This window comes from Planktothrix tepida PCC 9214 (assembly GCF_900009145.1).
Classification (GTDB): domain Bacteria; phylum Cyanobacteriota; class Cyanobacteriia; order Cyanobacteriales; family Microcoleaceae; genus Planktothrix; species Planktothrix tepida.
In genome coordinates this window covers 687,033-706,247 of the sequence record NZ_LN889813.1, presented here as the reverse complement: position 1 = coordinate 706,247, position 19,215 = coordinate 687,033, and the positions used below count along the sequence as shown (strand labels likewise).

General features: G+C 38.6%; 14 protein-coding genes. 1 reads left to right on the top strand and 13 read right to left on the bottom strand.

Annotated elements, in window-relative coordinates; genetic code table 11:
• Positions 1-76 precede the first annotated feature (76 nt).
• The 6 genes from PL9214_RS25710 to PL9214_RS25685 all read right to left on the bottom strand — a co-directional run bounded on the left by PL9214_RS25710 (position 77) and on the right by PL9214_RS25685 (position 9,041).
• Entirely contained in the window at positions 77-2,140 is a 2,064-nt protein-coding gene (locus PL9214_RS25710; protein ID WP_072722134.1) for an elongation factor G, read from the bottom strand.
• A 406-nt stretch (positions 2,141-2,546) separates the two neighbouring features.
• The gene (locus PL9214_RS25705) at positions 2,547-4,829 is read right to left on the bottom strand and encodes a caspase family protein (RefSeq protein ID WP_072722133.1); all 2,283 of its coding nucleotides are present in this window, start codon (positions 4,827-4,829) and stop codon (positions 2,547-2,549) included.
• Positions 4,830-5,073: 244 nt separating this feature from the next.
• A complete protein-coding gene (gene sat / locus PL9214_RS25700) occupies positions 5,074-6,252 on the bottom strand; it encodes a sulfate adenylyltransferase (protein WP_072722132.1) in 1,179 nt (392 codons plus the stop codon).
• A gap of 178 nt (positions 6,253-6,430) precedes the next feature.
• On the bottom strand, positions 6,431-7,684 hold the full coding sequence (gene fabF / locus PL9214_RS25695) for a beta-ketoacyl-ACP synthase II (protein ID WP_072722131.1): 1,254 nt from the start codon (positions 7,682-7,684) through the stop codon (positions 6,431-6,433).
• Positions 7,685-7,916: 232 nt separating this feature from the next.
• Positions 7,917-8,153, bottom strand: coding sequence for an acyl carrier protein (acpP, locus tag PL9214_RS25690; RefSeq protein ID WP_072722130.1), 237 nt, complete (start codon positions 8,151-8,153; stop codon positions 7,917-7,919).
• A gap of 120 nt (positions 8,154-8,273) precedes the next feature.
• A complete protein-coding gene (locus PL9214_RS25685; protein WP_072722346.1) occupies positions 8,274-9,041 on the bottom strand; it encodes a cobalt-precorrin-6A reductase in 768 nt (255 codons plus the stop codon).
• Positions 9,042-9,089: 48 nt separating this feature from the next.
• On the opposite strand from PL9214_RS25685, the gene PL9214_RS25680 reads away from it, so the two are divergent.
• Entirely contained in the window at positions 9,090-10,115 is a 1,026-nt protein-coding gene (locus PL9214_RS25680) for a cysteine hydrolase family protein (protein ID WP_072722129.1), read from the top strand.
• Here the strand turns inward: PL9214_RS25680 and PL9214_RS25675 are convergent.
• From PL9214_RS25675 to PL9214_RS25645, 7 genes are all read right to left on the bottom strand, one after another.
• Complete coding sequence (locus tag PL9214_RS25675) at positions 10,099-11,541, bottom strand: GGDEF domain-containing response regulator (RefSeq protein WP_072722128.1); 1,443 nt, start codon at positions 11,539-11,541, stop codon at positions 10,099-10,101. The two genes, PL9214_RS25680 and PL9214_RS25675, sit on opposite strands and share 17 nt — an antisense overlap.
• Positions 11,525-13,468, bottom strand: a complete 1,944-nt coding sequence (locus PL9214_RS25670; RefSeq protein WP_072722127.1) for a response regulator — start codon at positions 13,466-13,468, stop codon at positions 11,525-11,527. The genes PL9214_RS25675 and PL9214_RS25670 overlap by 17 nt, the downstream gene beginning before the upstream one ends.
• A 58-nt stretch (positions 13,469-13,526) precedes the next feature.
• On the bottom strand, positions 13,527-13,916 hold the full coding sequence (locus PL9214_RS25665; RefSeq protein WP_072722126.1) for a response regulator: 390 nt from the start codon (positions 13,914-13,916) through the stop codon (positions 13,527-13,529).
• A 111-nt stretch (positions 13,917-14,027) separates the two neighbouring features.
• Complete coding sequence (locus tag PL9214_RS25660) at positions 14,028-16,754, bottom strand: ATP-binding protein (protein ID WP_072722125.1); 2,727 nt, start codon at positions 16,752-16,754, stop codon at positions 14,028-14,030.
• 105 nt (positions 16,755-16,859) lie between these two features.
• Entirely contained in the window at positions 16,860-17,462 is a 603-nt protein-coding gene (locus PL9214_RS25655; protein ID WP_072722124.1) for a hypothetical protein, read from the bottom strand.
• Between the two features lie 2 nt (positions 17,463-17,464).
• A complete protein-coding gene (ribD, locus tag PL9214_RS25650) occupies positions 17,465-18,553 on the bottom strand; it encodes a bifunctional diaminohydroxyphosphoribosylaminopyrimidine deaminase/5-amino-6-(5-phosphoribosylamino)uracil reductase RibD (protein ID WP_072722123.1) in 1,089 nt (362 codons plus the stop codon).
• Between the two features lie 91 nt (positions 18,554-18,644).
• Positions 18,645-19,163 (bottom strand): cyclic nucleotide-binding domain-containing protein, encoded by a 519-nt coding sequence (locus PL9214_RS25645; protein ID WP_072722122.1) that lies wholly within the window; start codon positions 19,161-19,163, stop codon positions 18,645-18,647.
• Between the last annotated feature and the right edge of the window lie 52 nt (positions 19,164-19,215).

Sequence of the window (19,215 nt, the reverse complement as noted above, 5' to 3'; positions counted from 1 at the left end):
CAAGTAGCACTATAGAAGCTAGAAATCTCCCTAATGCTGTTAACTCGAAAAGGGAGATTTTTTAGCTTACAGGAATTTAGGATTTACTATTACCATTCCCGTTACTCGTTGCTAAAATCCGTTCCGTTAACTTTTCAGGAACTTCTTGTAAATGATCGAATTGCCAATTGAAATAACCCACTCCTAACGTTAAGGAACGCAATTCTACAATTAAATCCTGCATTTCCGCCTGGGGAATATAGGCAGAAATTTTATCCCATCCTTTCCAGTCTGACATCGGTTCATAGCCTAAAATTTGCCCCCGACGCCCGGTAATTAACTGAAACATTTGGGAGGTAAAATCACTGGGGGCACAAATTTCAACAGAAGTAATCGGTTCTAATAAAACGGGTTCACATTTCTCCATTCCTGACTGCATGGCTAACCGGGCAGCTTGTTTAAAAGCTTGTTCGGAACTATCCACAGAATGATAGGAACCATTGGTTAATGTTACCGCTACATCAACAACAGGGAACCCTAAAGGCCCCTGGGTTAAATATTCTCGAACCCCAACTTCAACACCGGGAATATATTGACGAGGAACCACACCCCCCACAATCGTTTCATCAAAATTAAACCCTTCCCCACGCGGTTGAGGTTTAATATCTAAATACACATCTCCAAACTGTCCATGACCGCCACTTTGATGTTTATAACGACCGTGAGAATTTGTGTTTTTACGAATGGTTTCTTTATAGGGAATCCGAGGCAAATGAGTCACCATCGGTAAATTATATTTACGCCGTAACCGATCTAACGTCACTTGCAAATGAATTTGACCTTGACCCCATAAAATAATTTCATGGGTATCTCCATTTTGTTCCCAACTTAACGAGGGATCTTCATCTAACATTTTAGATAAAGCCGCACTAATTTTAACTTCATCTTTGCGGTTTTCAGGAGTAATTGCCCAGCCATAAACAGCCGGTAATAAAGTTGCTTTCGGTAACGGATTTTTTAATTGATTGGGTTCCGTTGTTAAGGTATCTCCGGTTTGAATGCCTTCCATCCGCGCCAAAGCTACAATATCTCCAGTTTTCGCCACTTGTACGCTTTGGGTTTGTTGTCCGATCAACCGATACATTCCCCCCGGTCTTACCCCATTTAAGGTCTGGCCTTCGGTGAGTTCACCTTGCCAAACCCTCACCAGGGAGAGTTTACCGCCTTGGGGGGTGTAATAGGTTTTGAGAACTTGGGCAATGGGCAACCCTTGTGGAGATTTCAGCCCCCGTCGTTCTGCGGTAATGACGGGTTCTGGTGCTTCCCGAACTAAGGCATCCAATAAAGCTCGTACCCCATGATCTTGTTCCGCTACCCCAATTAATACAGGTACAATTAAATCCGCTCCTAATTCCATTTTTAAATCTTTGACAATTTCATCTTGAGGAGGTTCAATTTCTTCTAATAATTCTTCTAATAGATGATCGTCAAAATTGGCTAACTCCTCTAACATCGCTTGACGGGCAGCGTGTTCAGCTTCCTTGAGAGATTCGGGAAGGGGTACAGGATCAGAGGGAGCACCGGGATGATAATGATAGGCTTGTTCGGTAATTAAATCGATAAAACCGACCAATTGTTCACCGTTGCCAATGGGATATTGTTGAGGAATAATAGGACGAGTGGAAACCGCTTTTAAAGCATTCAAGAGTTCGCTAAAACTGGTAACACAACGTTCCTCATCGGTACAAACCCGATCCATTTTATTAATAAAAACGAGATGGGGAATTTCCCAGTCATCCAAGAATTTGAACAGGGGAGATAAGGTTAAAATCCGGGCGGGATCAGGTTCACAGACGACAATAGCTAACCCCGTTCCGATTAACGCATTATAGGTTTCTTGGGCAAATTCTACAGACCCCGGACAATCTAAAAATGTAAAGCGAATGCCGCCATATTCGGTACTGGCGGCATTAACTTCTACACTCATATTGCGTTCACGGGCTTCTGGGGAACTGTCCCCAACCCTGTTGCCATCTTTTGCCGTTCCTTTGCGAGTAGTTACTCCCGTTACGGACAAAATACTTTCTAAAAGTGCGGTTTTCCCACTTAAATAGGGGCCAACAATGGCGATATTACGGCAGTTTGTGATAGTTTCTGGCATATCTATTGCTCCACAAATATAAGTGACTCATTCTGAGGTTTTATCCTCAAAAAATCAGGATCAACCGTTGAGGATGGAGTCCCAAAAATTAAGGAATTGTTAAATTTAACGAATCCGTTGACTGTAGATAGACATCTATTGAATCGCTTTAGTTGGGACTTGGTACTACTCCTTTAAGATTCCGGTTTCTTGATTCGCTTACTTTTTAATTTATAGTGTTTTTGCCACAAGTTAACATCTTGTTCATCAAAAAAAACATTATGAACTTATTACAAGATTTGTAAATGAATATTAAGGAGACGGTTGAGGCAGGTTTGGGTCAATGGTTTAGGAATTGAGAATGGCTCTGGGTTTGAGTTTCATCAGGTTTCAAAACGCGGTTTAAAGAATTATCAATATAAACAGCTTATCCCACAACCCGATAAACAAAATTAAAAGTTGCCCAGCTATTAATATCTAAAGCCAAATCATCCGTAATCACTCCGATTTTTTCTAAACTTTGTTGACTGCCTCGATTCAAATCTTGTAAAATAGCATCAGCAATATCCAAAGGATTTGAGATTAAGTTGAACTTCAATAATCCCTCACTTTTTTTAATGCTTTTATCTAAAATTGTTAAGCTTTCCAAAAAGGGATTTTGGCTTAAAATTACCTGGGTTTCTGCTAATCCTGCTGGACTTTTAACCAGTTCTCCGATAATTTCTGTAGAAGAGTTACCACCGTAAACCGTAGTGGGAGGTACACTCATAGATTTACCCGGTGCAATTTGTTGTTGCTGAGGATCAAAACCTGAATGAAATAGATAGGTTTGTCCTTCACTATTAACGTAAAACAGTAAAAAATAAACGGGAAACTCTCCCTGATTTTGCAGTTGATATTGTAAACGACTGCCCACAGGCACTGTCACAATTCCTAGATTTTCGGAAGCCAATGGAAAAGATGAACTTAAAGTTGAAATAGAATTAACAGATTGAGCATTTTCTCGATTAATTTTGTTTAAAATTCCAGTTGTTTCCCGTTTGATTAATACTTGAGATTGAGGAGCTAATAAATTTAAAGTTGCTCTCACTTTTAACTGCGAAGAGCGTTCATTTTCTGTTAATCGTAATAACTTAATCGCTAAACGGGTTTTGAGTTGGGGAATTAACCGATGTACCGCCACTTTTACCGCCTCTCCTCCTTCACCAATGGTATCGGGAAGCAACACTGATCCTTTAGAGAATAAGCCATAGCGTCCTTGAAAAATCGGGGATAAGGGAGCATTTAAAGCTTGGGCAATGGTTCTATCCGTAACGCGACTGAGTAAATAATCCGCAGGTTGATCACTCGCTACAATCGTCATCCGAGAAAACCCGGAAAATGCACTGGTCGCATCCACCCGTTCAATTCGATTTAATTGAGGATCTAAGGCGATTTTTAAATTAATTTGCCGAGGGAAGATCCGAATAAATTCTTGTACTTTTTGCCCAACTTCTAACCCGAAAGATAAGTTTAAATCAGTCGTTTTGATCTGGGCTTTGGCTTTTAATCCTGCGCGAGAACGTAGTTGTAAATAAACCGGATTTTCTAAAGAATTAGATTCTGAAATAATCGTTAATATTGTATTTAAACCCAATGAATCTAATACAAACGTTGGCAGCCCTGTTAATGAAACTTGAGCAGTTTTTCCATTCTCTTCAACCCCCGTTATTACCCCATCAAGAGGTAAGGAGGGAAGCCACAAACTCCCTAGAGAAACATCTGAATCAGCTTTAGTAGGATTTAAGGTTCTGCGGAGTTGGGGTTGCTGACACGGCCCAACCATTTGTTCAACTTCTCCCGCCACTCGGCTAATTTGGGCCGTTAAATTTGGGAAGGGACTTGCACCCCAAAAAGCTTGGGTTAAAGTATAAGTAAATAATCCTGCATTAAAGCCATCCCATCGACCTTCTGTAGCAACTTGGGACGGTTTAGATGCGGCTAAGACTAATCCGGGTAATTGACCGGGTTTTCGGTGTTCTAATTCTGGTTGTGAAAGGTTGAAACGAGATAACAATTGCTGTTGTAAATCCAGTTCTGTGGGATTAATTTCCAAGGTTGTTGGACTTGAGGCGGCGCGAATTTTGAGAGTCCCTTGTTGATGATACCCAGGATAAATAAAACTTGTATCTAAAACCGTAATTACTTCAGAGGTCGGCAGCGATCGCAATAATAACCACAAGGTATCTTCTAAAATATCATTAACCGTTTCCTGTTCTGATATTTCGGCATCAACAGGCAGATAAGAATATTGAATTTGAGGTAAATTAGAAACAACATCATTACGGGGAATACAACTACCATAACCACTAAAATGAAACAGTACCACATCCCCCATTTGAGCTTGTTCAATTAAATGGGAAATAAAGGCAGATTCAATTTGATTGCGAGTTGCAGCTTGGTTGGTTAACGTGAGAATATCATCGGGTTGAAACCCAAATTTATACATTAATAAATTGCGTTGCAATTCCACATCCGTTAAACAGCCTTGCAACGGTTCTTCAATCCGATTTCCACTCGGATATTGATTAATTCCCACTAATAAAGCTAACTTCCGTCGGGTTGGCTGTGCTAAGGCTTGATAGGAACGCTCATAAAGTCTTTCCTGAATCCCCAGCGCTGCCATCAGTAAGCCAGCTTGTTGTAAAAATTCCCGTCGTTTTAATCCCATTACCAAAAATCAGTTATCAGTTATCAGTTATCAGTAAAGACGTGCCATGGCACGTCTGTGCCAGTTATCAGTTGTTTTCGTGACTAGGAGCAAGGTCAAGAAAAACTTTATTAATTCCCTAAAATCTTGATGAACCTGCTCATAAAGTCTTTGGTTTTAGAGTTTGGGTTAATCGTTGTTAATTAATAACTATTTAACCATCAACCCTTAACTCTTCCACTGATAACTGATAACTGATAACTGATTAAGCTTCCGTTGCCACCTTCATTGCTTTAATCAGTTCATTGGCAACTTCAGGGCGGGAAAATTGCGGGGGTGGAAGTTCACCACGACGCAGTAATTCTCGCACCTTAGTTCCTGATAAATGAATGCGCTGTTCTGGGGTACTAGGACTGGTTTTGCTGGTAGCCATACCTTCAGTCACAGTACAATAAAAAGCGTGTTCAAACATCATCGGAGTAATGCCTAATTCCCCAGGCTCAAACTCATCGAAAATATATTGAGCATCATAAGTTCCATAATAATCCCCGACCCCGGCATGATCTCGACCCACAATAAAGTGAGTACAGCCATAATTTTTCCGCACTAGGGCATGGAAAATCGCTTCACGGGGGCCTGCATAACGCATGGCGGCGGGATTAATCGCTAAAATAACCCGTTGTTTAGGATAGTAATGATCAATCAAAATTTCATAACACCGCATCCGTACATCTGCCGGAATATCATCGGATTTGGTTGCCCCGACTAAAGGATGCAAAAATAATCCATCAACGGTTTCTAAGGCACATTTTTGAATATATTCATGGGCCCGATGGATAGGGTTTCGAGTTTGAAATCCAACAATGGTTTTCCATCCTTTTTCTCGAAACATTGCCCGTGAGTCTGCGGGGTCAATTTGATAGTTCGGGAAGTAAGGATGGGGTTGACGTTCTAATAACCATACTGGGCCAGCGAGATTAACGCCCCCTTGATCATAAACGACTTTCACCCCTGGATGTTTTTCGTCTGTGGTGCGATAAACGTTGAGGGCTTCGGTTTCCTTATCATAGGTATATTTTTGGGTGAGTTCCAAAACACCCACAAATTCCCCCGTCGGGGCATCTAAACGAACTAAACCCCCTTCAGTCAGGGTTGAAGCTACTTCTTCAGAAACCGATAAAGTAATGGGAATTGACCAAGGTAAACCATTACTCAGGTGCATTTGGTTGACGACGGTTTTATAGTCCGCCTGTTCCATAAACCCGGTGAGGGGACTAAAACCACCAATAGCAATTAATTCTAAATCAGAGAGCGAGCGCTCATCCAACTGAACTCTGGGTAAATGTTCCCCTTTGTCCAAAAACTCCTGCCGTTGGTCAGGAGTGGCAATTCGGTTAATTAAATGTCCACCATGGGGAGCAATGGCGTCGAGATGATGACTCAAGGATACCTCTCTAAGTTGACTACAAAGACAACAATTATTAAATTTTCTTTATATTTCTATCCTACCCTGTTACGCGAGTACAGAACAGCTTAATCACTACAAGAGCCACTCCATCAACAACTTGATAAAGTGGCTCTTGTCCTAAGGTAGAGACGCGCCATGGCACGTCTCTACGGGGTTAGGGTTTAAATTTTTTAAACGCTAAGGTCACATTATGACCTCCAAACCCAAAGGAATTGGATAAGGCGACATTAACGGTGTGAGCGCGACTGGTATGAGGAACATAATCTAAATCACACTCTGGGTCAGGATTATCCAAATTAATCGTCGGAGGAACCCGATCCTCAGCAATGGCCATTGCCGTCGCTACCGCTTCAATTCCTCCAGAACCCCCTAATAAATGACCCGTCATCGACTTTGTAGAACTAATCGCCACCTGATAAGCACTTTCACCTAATACCGTTTTAATCGCTGCCGTTTCTGTGGTGTCGTTAGCAGAGGTACTGGTTCCATGAGCATTAATATAACTAATTTGGTTAGGGGTTAATCCAGCATCCTTCATCGCCAAGGAAATCGCTCTAGCCGCGCCTGCCCCACCCGGAACAGGGGAGGTCATGTGGTAGGCATCACAGGTCATGCCATAACCGACTAATTCCGCATAAATGCGAGCGCCACGACTTAAGGCACAGTCTAATTCTTCTAACAGTAGAATTCCGGCGCCTTCTCCCATGACAAAGCCATCTCGATCTTTGTCAAAAGGACGACAAGCTTTAAGAGGTTCATGGTTGCGGGTTGATAGTGCCCGTGCTGCTGCAAATCCAGCCACCGATAAAGGAGTCACCGCCGCTTCGGTTCCCCCACAAATCATCGCTTGAGCATAGCCGCGTTGAATTAAACGAAAGGCATCACCGACGGAATTTGAACCTGCCGCACAAGCGGTTACGGAGCAGGAATTTGGCCCTTTAGCTCCCGTATGAATGGCTGTGAGTCCCGCCGCCATATTGGCAATCATCATCGGGATCATAAAAGGACTACAGCGATCTGGGCCACGATTTAAATAGATCTCTTGCTGATCTTCGAGTACCTTGAGTCCGCCAATACCGGTTCCAATAATGACACCCACCTGTTCTGCATTTAGGTCATTAATGACGAAGCCCGCATCTGCGATGGCTTGTTGACTAGCCGCCACCGCAAATTGGGCGAAGCGATCCATCCGTTTAGCTTCTTTGCGCGAGATGTAATCACAGGGGTCAAATTTTTTGACTTCCCCCGCTATGCGACAATCATGCTTTGACGCATCAAATAAGGTGATAGGGCCGATCCCATTCCGTCCGCTCATTAACCCTTCCCAATAGTCAGCTAGGGTATTTCCAAGCGGAGTAATTGCCCCTAAACCTGTTACAACAACGCGCTTAACATTCATCGTAGTCATGATTTTCGTCGATTCAAGAATTTAATCACCCAAAATGCAGAACAAAGCGTGAGAAGCAAAACTAACAGTATAACAGTAATTTAATTTAAGAGGGGTTGGGATTGCCTAAGCCAGACAGTCGAACGCAGCAAAATTTCCGTGAGACTGGTGGAAGGCTAATCCTTCGCTTATTCTGTTGATTTTACTTCAATTGCAGATTAAGCCTATGCTTTGGCTTGGTGGTCGATGGACTTTACTCCTCCTTGGCTTTGATGTAGTCTATAGCGTCTTGAACGGTCTTAATTTTTTCAGCATCTTCATCGGGAATTTCGGTCTCAAATTCTTCTTCCAATGCCATGACCAGTTCTACTGTATCCAGGGAATCCGCGCCTAAATCTTCGGCGAAAGTCGCCGAAGGAATAATTTCCTCTTCCTTAACATCTAATTGTTCTGCAATAATTTTTTTTACTCTTTCGTCAATTTTACTCATGTCCTATCTTTCCTTTTTGGATGCCGCGTATACCATCTTATCGGAAAGGGGGATCACCGCAGCAACGATCTCAGAGATTTTTTGGGGGTTGACTTTTCCCGACCTCCATTCCCCGGTTCCCTATTGACAAAATTCAACGGCAGTCTTAAAAGAGTGAGTCATTTGAGGATAATCAATCTGGGGTCGGGCAATAATAATTAAAGGAATATTTAATTGGTGAGCTAAATTAATTTTTAGATCTTCGCCTCCTGCCGATCCAGAAGCTTTTGTGACGACCAAAGAAATCTTCCAATGTTGCCATAATGCCCGTTCTAATTCTAAACAGAGGGGGGGACGAATTGCTATAATCCGATCCGGGGTAAATCCAGCCTTTAAAGCAGCATCCAAAGCCATAAGAGACGGTAAAATTCGAGCAAATAAGACGGCTTGTTCTTGCCATTGGGCAAATTGAAATAAACTGCGATATCCCAAGGTTAGTAAGACTCGTTTTCCTTTTAAATAATCCCCGGTTAATAAAGTTTCAAAACTGTCTAAATACAGAAGATGAGTTGAATTTTCAAACTCTATAGCTGGACGTTCATACCGTAAATAGGGAATTTGATGGGTTTGGCTAATGGCAATTGCTAATTGAGAAATTTCTACAGCATAGGGATGGGAAGCATCTAAAATTCGATTAATCTTATAATTTGTTAAAAATAAGTTGATTTGGTTTGGCTCTAATTTTCCCACCCAAATCGTTAAAAATTCTGATTCGGGGTAGAGACATTTTGCTGATTCTGTCGTTACACTAATAATACAATAGATTTGGCATTTGGCGATTGCCTGAGCCAATCTTGCACTTTCCTGGGTTCCTCCAATTAACCACACTCGATCAATTGATTTCAGCATAAAACTAGCTTGAATTCTGCTCTTTAACTTTAATTTTATCATAAACAAATGATGACAGAAAAAATAGATTCTCTCCCCATTCCCCCCCACTTTAATCCCCAGCGTGTGGGAAAAGTTTGGCGTGTTCGATATCAAATTCGAGCCCAGGAAGCAGAACAATGGGCAAAACAGTATAAGATTCAACCTGCTAGTCAGGATCAACTTAAAACCTGTTTAATTTTAATTGATGTTCAAAATACGTTTTGTATTCCTGAATTTGAGTTATTTGTAGGAGGCGCATCGGGAAATGGTGCAGTAGAAGACAATATTAGATTGTGTGAATTTATTTATCGAAATTTAAACAAAATTAGCCATATTATTGTGACTTTAGATACCCATACCGCCTTCCAGATTTTTCATCCCATTTTTTGGATTAATCAACAAGGTGAACATCCAACTCCTGCAACCTTAATTTCCGTTGAAGATATTCAAAATCACATTTGGAAAGTGAATCCGAAAGTTATCAATAGAATTTTAGGTGCAGATGAAAACACCCTAGAACAATACGCCTTACATTATGCCCAAACCTTAGCAAAAAAAGGTCAATATCCCTTAACAGTATGGCCCTATCATTCAATGTTAGGGGGGATCGGTCATGGGTTAGTTTCAGCCGTTGAAGAAGCGTTATTTTTTCATACGATTTCCCGATGTTCTCAAGTTCAATTTGAGATTAAAGGAAATCATCCTTTAACAGAAAATTATTCGGTTTTGCAACCGGAAGTTTTAGAAAATATGCACGGAGAAACCATGGCTCAAAAAAACAAACAATTAATAGAACAGATTTTAAACTTTGATCGAATTCTGATTGCGGGTCAAGCAAAAAGCCATTGTGTTGCTTGGACAATTGACAATTTATTAACCGAAATTCAAGGCAGAAATTCTAATTTAGCCCAAAAAGTTTATTTATTAGAAGATTGTACCTCTCCTGTTGTTATTCCCGATATTGTGGATTATACTGAACAAGCAAATCTCACATTTCAACGATTTGCTACCGCAGGAATGCAGATTATTAACTCTTTTAATCTACTTGAGTAACGATGCAATTTCTCCCTTGTTGTTTAGCTTGATATAAAGCTTGATCAGCAGATTTTATTAATATAAAAGTTGAGTTTTCTTTCGTTGGAATTAAACTAGATATGCCGAAACTTAGTGTGAGTAATTCACTCACTTGAGATTGAGAATGGGGAATATTGAGAATCCGAATAGAAGTTTGAATATCTGTAGCAATTTGCCCTGCTTCTAAGAGATTCGTCTGGGTTAGAATAATAACAAATTCTTCACCTCCATAACGAGCTAGTAAATTTCCAGGACGTTGAATCACTTGATCAATTGCTTGAGCTACTTTTTTTAAACAGTCATCTCCTTCTAAATGACCATAGGTATCATTATAAGCTTTAAAATAATCTACATCACATAAAATCAAGGAAATTGGCTTTTGTTCCTGTAGATGTCTCTGCCATTCTTGATTTAAAAAATCCTCAAAATAATGACGGTTAGCAATTTGTGTTAACCCATCTAATTTAGCCCAACGAGATAAATCAAGCTCTATCTTTTTACGGTCTGTAATATCTCGAATGGCGATCGAAAATCCGTCCCCTAACCTCACGGCAATAAAATGATACCAACCTTGAGTATCGTCACTGTGATAAAAAATATCATCAATTAAAGGAGTTCCTGTTTCTACTAAATTAACAAACTTTTCAAATAAGCTGGAATCTATTTTTTTCAATAATCTTTTTAAAATAACTTTTCCCATTAACTTAGAGCGATCTTGCTTCAAAATTTGGCCAATGATTGGATTCACAACTAAACAACGGAAATCCATAATTTTTCCGGTCATTGTGTTTCGGATAGATTGAAAAGCAGCAATTCCATCCATTGACGTATTTAAAACACTTTGAATTAAAGCACGAGATTGATATAAAATTTCTTCTGTTTCTTTACGTCGTTGAATTTCTTCTTGTAATTGCTCTTCTTTGGCGAGACGGTGTTGAATTTCCTCTTTTAACCGTTCTTCTTGGGCTTGACGATATTCTATTTCTGCTTGTAATTGTTTTTTCTGTCTTTGAATAATAAACTGGGTTTCAATCCGGGCAATAACTTCTTCCACTTGAAAGGGTTTATTAATATAATCAACCCCTCCTAATTGAAACGCTCTTACCTTATCCCAAACTTCATTTAAAGCACTAATAAAAATAATAGGAATTTCCTGTGTTTGAGAATCTTGTTTCAGTTTTTGGCAAACTTCATAGCCATCCATTTCCGGCATTTTTATATCTAATAAAATTAAATCAGGGGGGGATGATTGTATTGCCCTTAAAGCGGATATTCCATTGATAGCTTGACGAACTTTATACCCTTGTTGCTTAAGGATTTCTGATAAAACTTTTAAATTTTCAAGTTTATCATCTATAATTAAAATACCACCGGGTTGTTGTTTTTTATTAGGTCGAATATTCATGGATTTTTATTTTTTCAATAAGATTAAAAATTTGATCAACTCTATAATTAGAAACTAAATCCGTTAAAGCTTGAGACAGATCAGCTTGTCCCAACGGAATTTCTTGAATTAGATCTAAAACTAACTCATAATCTAAGTCAAGGCTGGCTTGATAAAGTTCATCTATCCATTGAGAGGGCATCCCTTTCAAGCTTTCAACAGTAAGTATAGAGTTTGAAGGATTTAAAAAGTTTAGGGAGGTGTCCTCCGCATAGATATATTCAAGACCTAGATATTTTGCAATCATCTCAAAAATATGGGATTCTTGAAAGGGTTTTCTCACAAAATCGTCACAACCCATTGAAAGTACCAAGGCTTTTTGTTCTTCTAAAACACTAGCAGTAATCGCAATAATCACCGTAGCATTTCCTTTTAAGGTATTTTTAATTTGTTTTGTGGCTTCATAACCATTCAAAATGGGCATAATCAGATCCATTAAAATTAAATGGGGTTCCCACACATCCCAAATTTCTACAGCTTCTTTGCCATTTGAGGCTTCTTTTAATTCTAATCCCAAAGGTTTAAGCAATTGCATTAATAATTTACGATTAGAGAATTTATCGTCAACAATTAATATTTTATAGGCAGGTTGATTGGGGACTAAACCAACTATTTTTCGAGATAAATTTTGATTAAATAAACAAATGTCATCAACAAATTTAGCGTGAATATTAAACGTAAAGGTTGTACCGACTCCGACTTGGGAATTAACTTTAATTTTCCCACCCATTAGGTGTACAAATTTTTGACTAATCGATAAACCTAACCCCGTTCCTTCATCAGCTTCTCTTCCCCTTTGAGTTTGAGTAAAAGCCTCAAAAAGCTGATCAATTTCTTCTGGATCAATTCCAACTCCCGTATCTTGAACTGCAAAAATCAGTTGTAGGTTTGAGGGGTCAATTTTATTACAATTGACGGTTAGATGCACGCCTCCTTGATGAGTAAATTTAAGAGAATTATTGAGTAAATTAATCAGAATTTGGCGAAGTTTAATCTCATCAGTACAAACATATTGAGGAACAGCTTTACAACAGCTAAATGTTAAGCTTAAACTCTGATTTTTAGCCTTGAGAGAGAACATATCTTCTAAATCTTGAAGGAGATGATATAGATCAAAATTAGCCTCATTAAGGGTGATTTTGCCTGCCTCAATTTTAGCTAAATCTAAAAGTTGGTTAATTAAACTTAATAAATGTTCTCCACTTTGTAAAATAATCTTCACTTGTTCTTGGTGTTCAGCAGAAAGAGTTGTACTTCGGTTCATTAATTGAGCAAAACCTAAAATCGCATTTAAAGGCGATCGCAATTCATGACTCATATTGGCTAAAAATGTACTTTTAGCTTGATTCGCCACTTCAGCCGCCTGTTTTGCCTGTTCTAATTGTGTAGTTCGTTCTAAAACTTTTTGTTCCAGAGAAATATTTAACTGTTGTAATTGTCGATTTAATTCGTGTAATTTTTGGTTTTGTTCTACCAGTTGTTGTTCTTGAGCATAGCGCCTTAATGCCTCTTGAACTGTTAAAATTAAGTCCGTTTCATCCCAAGGTTTGCTAATATAACGATACAAACTTGCTTGGTTGACTACATTGCCAACAGATTGAGCGTCTGCTTGTCCAGTTAACATGATTTTTAACATTTGGGGATAACTTTGATGAATTCGGATTAATAACTCATCCCCTTGTAAACCCGGCATAATTTGGTCAGAAATAACTAAAGCAACTTCCAACCCTTCCTCATGCAATTCTTCAATAACTTCTAAGGCTTCTTCGCCACTTTCTGCTGATTCTAATTCATAATGTTGAGGTAAATTACGTTTGAGTTGTTCTTTAAGGCTTTCTAAGATAACGGATTCATCATCTACACATAAAATTGCCAATTGTTTAGCCATTGTTCTCAAGTTATTATCGGAATAAATTAAAGCAATAAAAATCTATAAATGTTGATCACTATCCTAAAGCCGATGCAATCGTTTGTGCTAACTCTTCTTCTGTCCAAGGTTTATAAAGACAACGATATAAATTAGCATATTTTTCTGCCCGTTTAATCGCCGTTTCATCCGCTTGTCCCGTCAACATCACTGTAATAATTTTGGGAAAACGACGATGGACTTCAATGAGAAATTCATCTCCTCGCATTTCAGGCATTAACCAATCCGAAACAATAATTAATACTTCAATATTTTCCTGTTCTAAATCTTCCAGAATATCTAAGGCTTCCGGGGCACTTTCTGCACCTTCATAGATATACTCCTTTCCAAATCTCCGCTTGAGTTGTTCTAGGAGACTTTCTACCACAAACCGTTCATCATCAACACAGATAATAGCTTTTTCTACCATTGGCTTTTCCTTTTTGAATTTTAATTAAATTGATTTTTTTGATTAAGATGGCTAATTAAAAGTAAACTTTACTCATTTTAACATAAACAGAACTCATCTCAAAATTTCAGTTTAGGTTCGAGGTAAGGAGATCGTAAAAATAGTGTTTCCGGGTTGACTTTGAACGGTAATCTGACCTTGATGTTTATCAATAATTTTTTGAACAATATCTAATCCCAAACCACTACCTTCTCCCCAAGGTTTTGTTGTAAAGAAAGGTTCAAAAATGCGTCCTTGAATATCCGCCGGAATCCCACAGCCTGAATCGATGATTTGCACCCGAAACTCAGTTTCTTCTTGGAGAACGACAATCTTGAGAGTTCCCTGACCCTTCATGGCTTGAATACTATTATGAATTAAATTTGTCCAAACCTGCATTAATTCATCAGGATAACAATCAAGGGAATGGGTAATTTGATAGATACGATTGACTTCTATGCCGCGTTTGAGTTGATTGTGATAGAGTTCTAAAACCGTATCAATGCCTTCAGTAATGAAGACAGATTGTTTTTGACCACTGGGATCATAACGAGCATAACTTTTGAGAGCAAAAACAACTTTAGAAGCTCGTTCAATCGCCGTAATCATGGTTTGATTATTTCGTTGTAATCGAGCTAGATTATAAGCTAAATTTAATAACCATTCTTGTTCAGGATGTTGAAGCAGGGGTAAAATAAATTCCAAGTTATCATAAATGCCAATATCAATTAAAATATCAGCTATTTTTCGAGGAGATTCGATTTGATACTCTTTTAATTGTTGAGCCAGTTGACGTTTATATTCACGCTGTTCTCGTGTAGAAATTTGCTGGGGGTTGTTTCGCGAAAAATCTAATACCTTAAAAAACAGCACTTGTTGATCAGGATCAAGTTTTTGAGAAAGTTTGGGTAATTCAATTAAAGATTCAATTAAAGCTTGATTATTATTATTAATAGCAGCTTGAATTGCACCTAATGGAGTATTAATTTCATGGGCAATTCCAGCCACCAATTGCCCTAATGTCGCCATTTTCTCAGACTCAACCAGTTGACTTTGAGTAGCTTGTAACTGTTGCAGGGTGTGAGATAATTCTTGCGTCCGTTCTTTGACTTGATGTTCTAAAGTTTGGTTATATTCAGCCAGAATATGTTCGGCTTCTTTAGTCGATGTAATATCGGTAATGGTTCCAACATATCCTGTAATTTGACCTTCTCTATTTCGTTCAGCTAGTGCTTTTCCATAGACCCAAATTGTACTACTATCGGGTTTAAGAAACCGATATTCATACTGAAAAGGAACACCTTCGTGGACAAATTTTAACCAACAGGAAAGAATCTGATCTCGATCTTGTGGGTGTAGAGTTTTTGTCCAACCCATCCCCATTGTTTCCGCTTGACTCAGACCAATCATGGCAAAATGTTGGTCATTTCCATAGATATAATTTCCTTCAATATCAGCCCGAAAAATTCCAACGGGTGCAGCTTGAGCTAAACTCGTATAACGTTGTTCACTAATTTGTAAAGATTGGTTCAGATTTTGCAGTTGAGTTAAAGTGGTTTGCAATTGTTGAATCATGTTATTAAAAGAACGGGTCAGTTCTCCTAATTCATCTTGACGATTCGCTTCTTGGGGTAAATCCCATTGTCCGGCTGCAATGTTTTTCGACGCTTGATTGAGTAGGATAATAGGAAATGTAACCCATCTTGCTGTTAAAATTCCAATGGTAATTGCTACAATAAAGGTGACTAAACACAAAAGTAATGTTGTTCGATTGTTGGCTTGAATTTGATCTAAAAAATCCTGTTCAGGAACAACCAAAACAATCATCCATTCTAATTTTTTATTATCACTAAAGGGAATAACATTTAAAAAATAGTTCTCTTTATTAATTAAGAATTTAAGTTTTTGAGGGTTATAAATTTTATGCAGGCTTTTAAACTGTTTCAATAATTGTTCTGTCGCTGATTGGGTAATTTTATTCTGACTTTCTGTTGCCAAAAAAAGTTGATTTTGATTGCCAATTTTTCTAAAGGGTTGTTCTCCCGTAGAACTAGCTAACAAATGACCTTGGGGATCAACAATAAAAACTTGTCCTGATTTACCGATTTTTAAACCTTTTAAAAAAGTAATAATTTGGTCAAGCCGTAAGGTAGCCAGTAAAATTCCTTCTATTTGTTGTTTTTGATTGTAGATAGGTTCTAAGGCACTAATTAATAAGCTGGGTTCTAAAATAGAAACAAATACATTACTCCAGGAAGCTCGGCGTTCTTTTATGACTTTTAAGTAAGTGGGATGTTGACGTAAATCATAGTCTTTTTTGACTAATTCACCTTGAGTCCGATTTCCTTGAGAATCAAGTTGAAACGTATAGAAATTATTACCAACATCATCCCCGACAACATTAACTTGGAAATCACCATTCAGGCGTTTTTCACCTGACCTTTGTTTATTTTGATTGGTCGCAATGGCAATAAAAGTAATATCAGGATATAATTGAACTTGTCGCCAAAGGTATTTTTCCCAAGGATATAAATTAGTTGTATTTAAAAAACCTAATTTAATTTGATTATAATTAGTTTGGTTAATTTGATCGGGAGTTTCTAAGAAAAACTGTAAATTTTCTTGAACACGATTACTTACTTGGTTCATTAACTGCTGGGCTAAATTTTCAACAGCTTTTTGTCCATTTTTAAATGAAAAATAACCCACTAATCCAACCGTAGCCGTAATTTGTACCACAAAAGGTACAATTAAAACTGTTCTTAACGGCAGTTTACCGATGGTTTTTGCTACAAATTGATTCCAAGGTAAGCGTAACATTATTCATTATTTCTATAGAAATAGTGTTGTAACCTCCCCAAACCTGCAAAAAGTGTAAGTAAGGGTGAGGTTATCGCCGATCATTGTAATTGTTTTGAGGACGTTTTAAGGGGAAGTAGGAGAAACTTCGGGTTCAGGAGATGAAATCGTGGGGGAAGAATTTTGATAGGATTTATTAAAGCTCATGGCAACTAATGAAAATCCTAAATAGGCAGGTAAAATAATGGCAGTTATAAAAGCAATCACCGTTAACCAAGCTCCTAAATTACTAGAAGAACCATAGGTTGAACGATAGGGATCAGCTTTAATTTGGTAATGGTTTTCGGCATGATCTAGTCCTCTTGGACGCTTAAACCGAACCCGTCGATCATCTAATTTTTCCACTAAAATCCAACCCATTTCGGTTTCTTCCTGACATAACTTTTTAAAAATAGTTGGATTCCGAAATACATCTCGACTTGCCCGAACAATTTTATACTCCCATTCCCGAACGAAAGGTTCAGGAGATTCAGCGTTAGAATAGCCGTTAGGTTGTATAGATTTTACAGGCATTTGTTTAGTATCTTCTGAGTCGTACCGAGTCAATGTTTCTTCCTCCTCCTGTTCTAATTGTATATCAGTTTGTATGGAACAGAGCCAACTCGCCAATAAAACAGCATCAATTCCTAGGCTACTGACCATAAGACTTAATAGGGCAACTTCGCTCATAATTAAGTTTGAAATAAATATCCTTCAATCCAAAAATCTTTACCTACAGAACCCCAGGTCATTCGTTCTAATAAAAGTGCTTCTGTCATCTGAGTTAACCCTAAATCTGCGACCGGAGATGGTGCTGTTTTTCCCCCAATAATTTTAGGGGCAATAAACGCTAAGATTTTATGAATACTGCCATCTACGAGCGCCTGAGCCGCAAGGGTTCCTCCACATTCCCACAACACCGATAAAAACTGACGTTTATACAAATAAGCCATGACTTGGGCAGGCGTCAAGGGCGATAATTCCGCTACCTCTACCCCCTTATTCTGCAAAAACTGTTGGAAATCTGGATTTACACCCTCCTCTGTTATAACTAAAGTTTTCGCTTCTTGAGTGTCCCATAAATGGGCTTGTTTGGGTAAGTCTAAAGTTCGACTCATAACCACTCGCAAAGGGTTGGGTTCTCCGGCTTCGTGGGTCGTTAGCCAAGGATTATCTCGTCGGACGGTATTTCCTCCGACAATGACCGCATCACAAGCAACGCGCAACTGATGAACTTTTTGTCGAGCTTCGGTTCCCGTCACCCAAGAACTATGACCTGTTGTGGTGGCAATTTTTCCATCTAAGGTCATGGCATATTTCAAAATTCCCCAGGGTTTCTGATGCAAAATTCGATAGACAAAAGCTTCATTTAATTGTTGACAATCTGGTTCTTCAAGGCCAACAATAACCTCAATTCCTGCATCTTTTAACCGTTGAATTCCTGTTCCTGAAACTAAAGGATTGGGATCAACCATTCCCACCACAACTTTAGCCACTTCAGCTTGAATTAAAGCTTCTGTACAGGGAGGAGTCCGCCCAAAATGATTACAAGGTTCTAAATTAACATAAACCGTTGCTCCCTTGGCTTTTTCTCCGGCATTTCTCAGAGCAAAAACTTCGGCATGGGGTTGTCCAGCACCCGGATGAAACCCTTCTCCTACAATTTTTTTATCTTGAACGATGACACATCCAACTAAGGGATTAGGTGCTGTTTTTCCTAATGCTTGACAAGCTAATTTCAAGCAATATTGCATCATTTCTTGATCAAAATTTAAAGTCATAATTAAAAATAATTAAAATAATCTAAATGGACAAGTTTAATCATAAAAGCAATAAGTTTGCTTCTCGAAAATTTTTTAATTGTATTAATGATTACCCTCCCAAACGCTGCATAATCCAATCTAAACGATGATTGGGTTCATTTTCGGCTATATTATTGGAAGATTTAGAAGCTAACAAAGTAACGTTTTCTTCATGGCCAAAATGGTTAACGGTAGCTCGTAAGCGGGAGGATAAAAATTTAGTAATAGCTCGATAAAATCTCAATGAGAATAAAACATCCTCTTCTAATTTTTGAGATAAAAGTGATCGAGAAATGGATAACACACAACACTCTTCAACCGCTTGCACTGTAGCCGAGGGTAAACGTCCATCCACAAAAGACATTTCCCCTAATATTTCACCACCGCCAATTTTTCCAACCACTTGATTTCCTAAAGCAGCCACACAAACGTTGAGGGTTCCACTCAACACAATATAAAGCGCATCTAAGGGTTGATCTTCTTCAATTAGAACAGTACCCGCTTGCAAAACTTCTCGTTTTCCTTGGGTCACGATCCAATCTATATCTCGATCATTTAATTCCCCTAGAATCAGTAAGGCATTAGTCATAAATTTATGGGATTTTTAGAGAAAAAAAGTCCTTCCTAGAAAAACCGTTAAA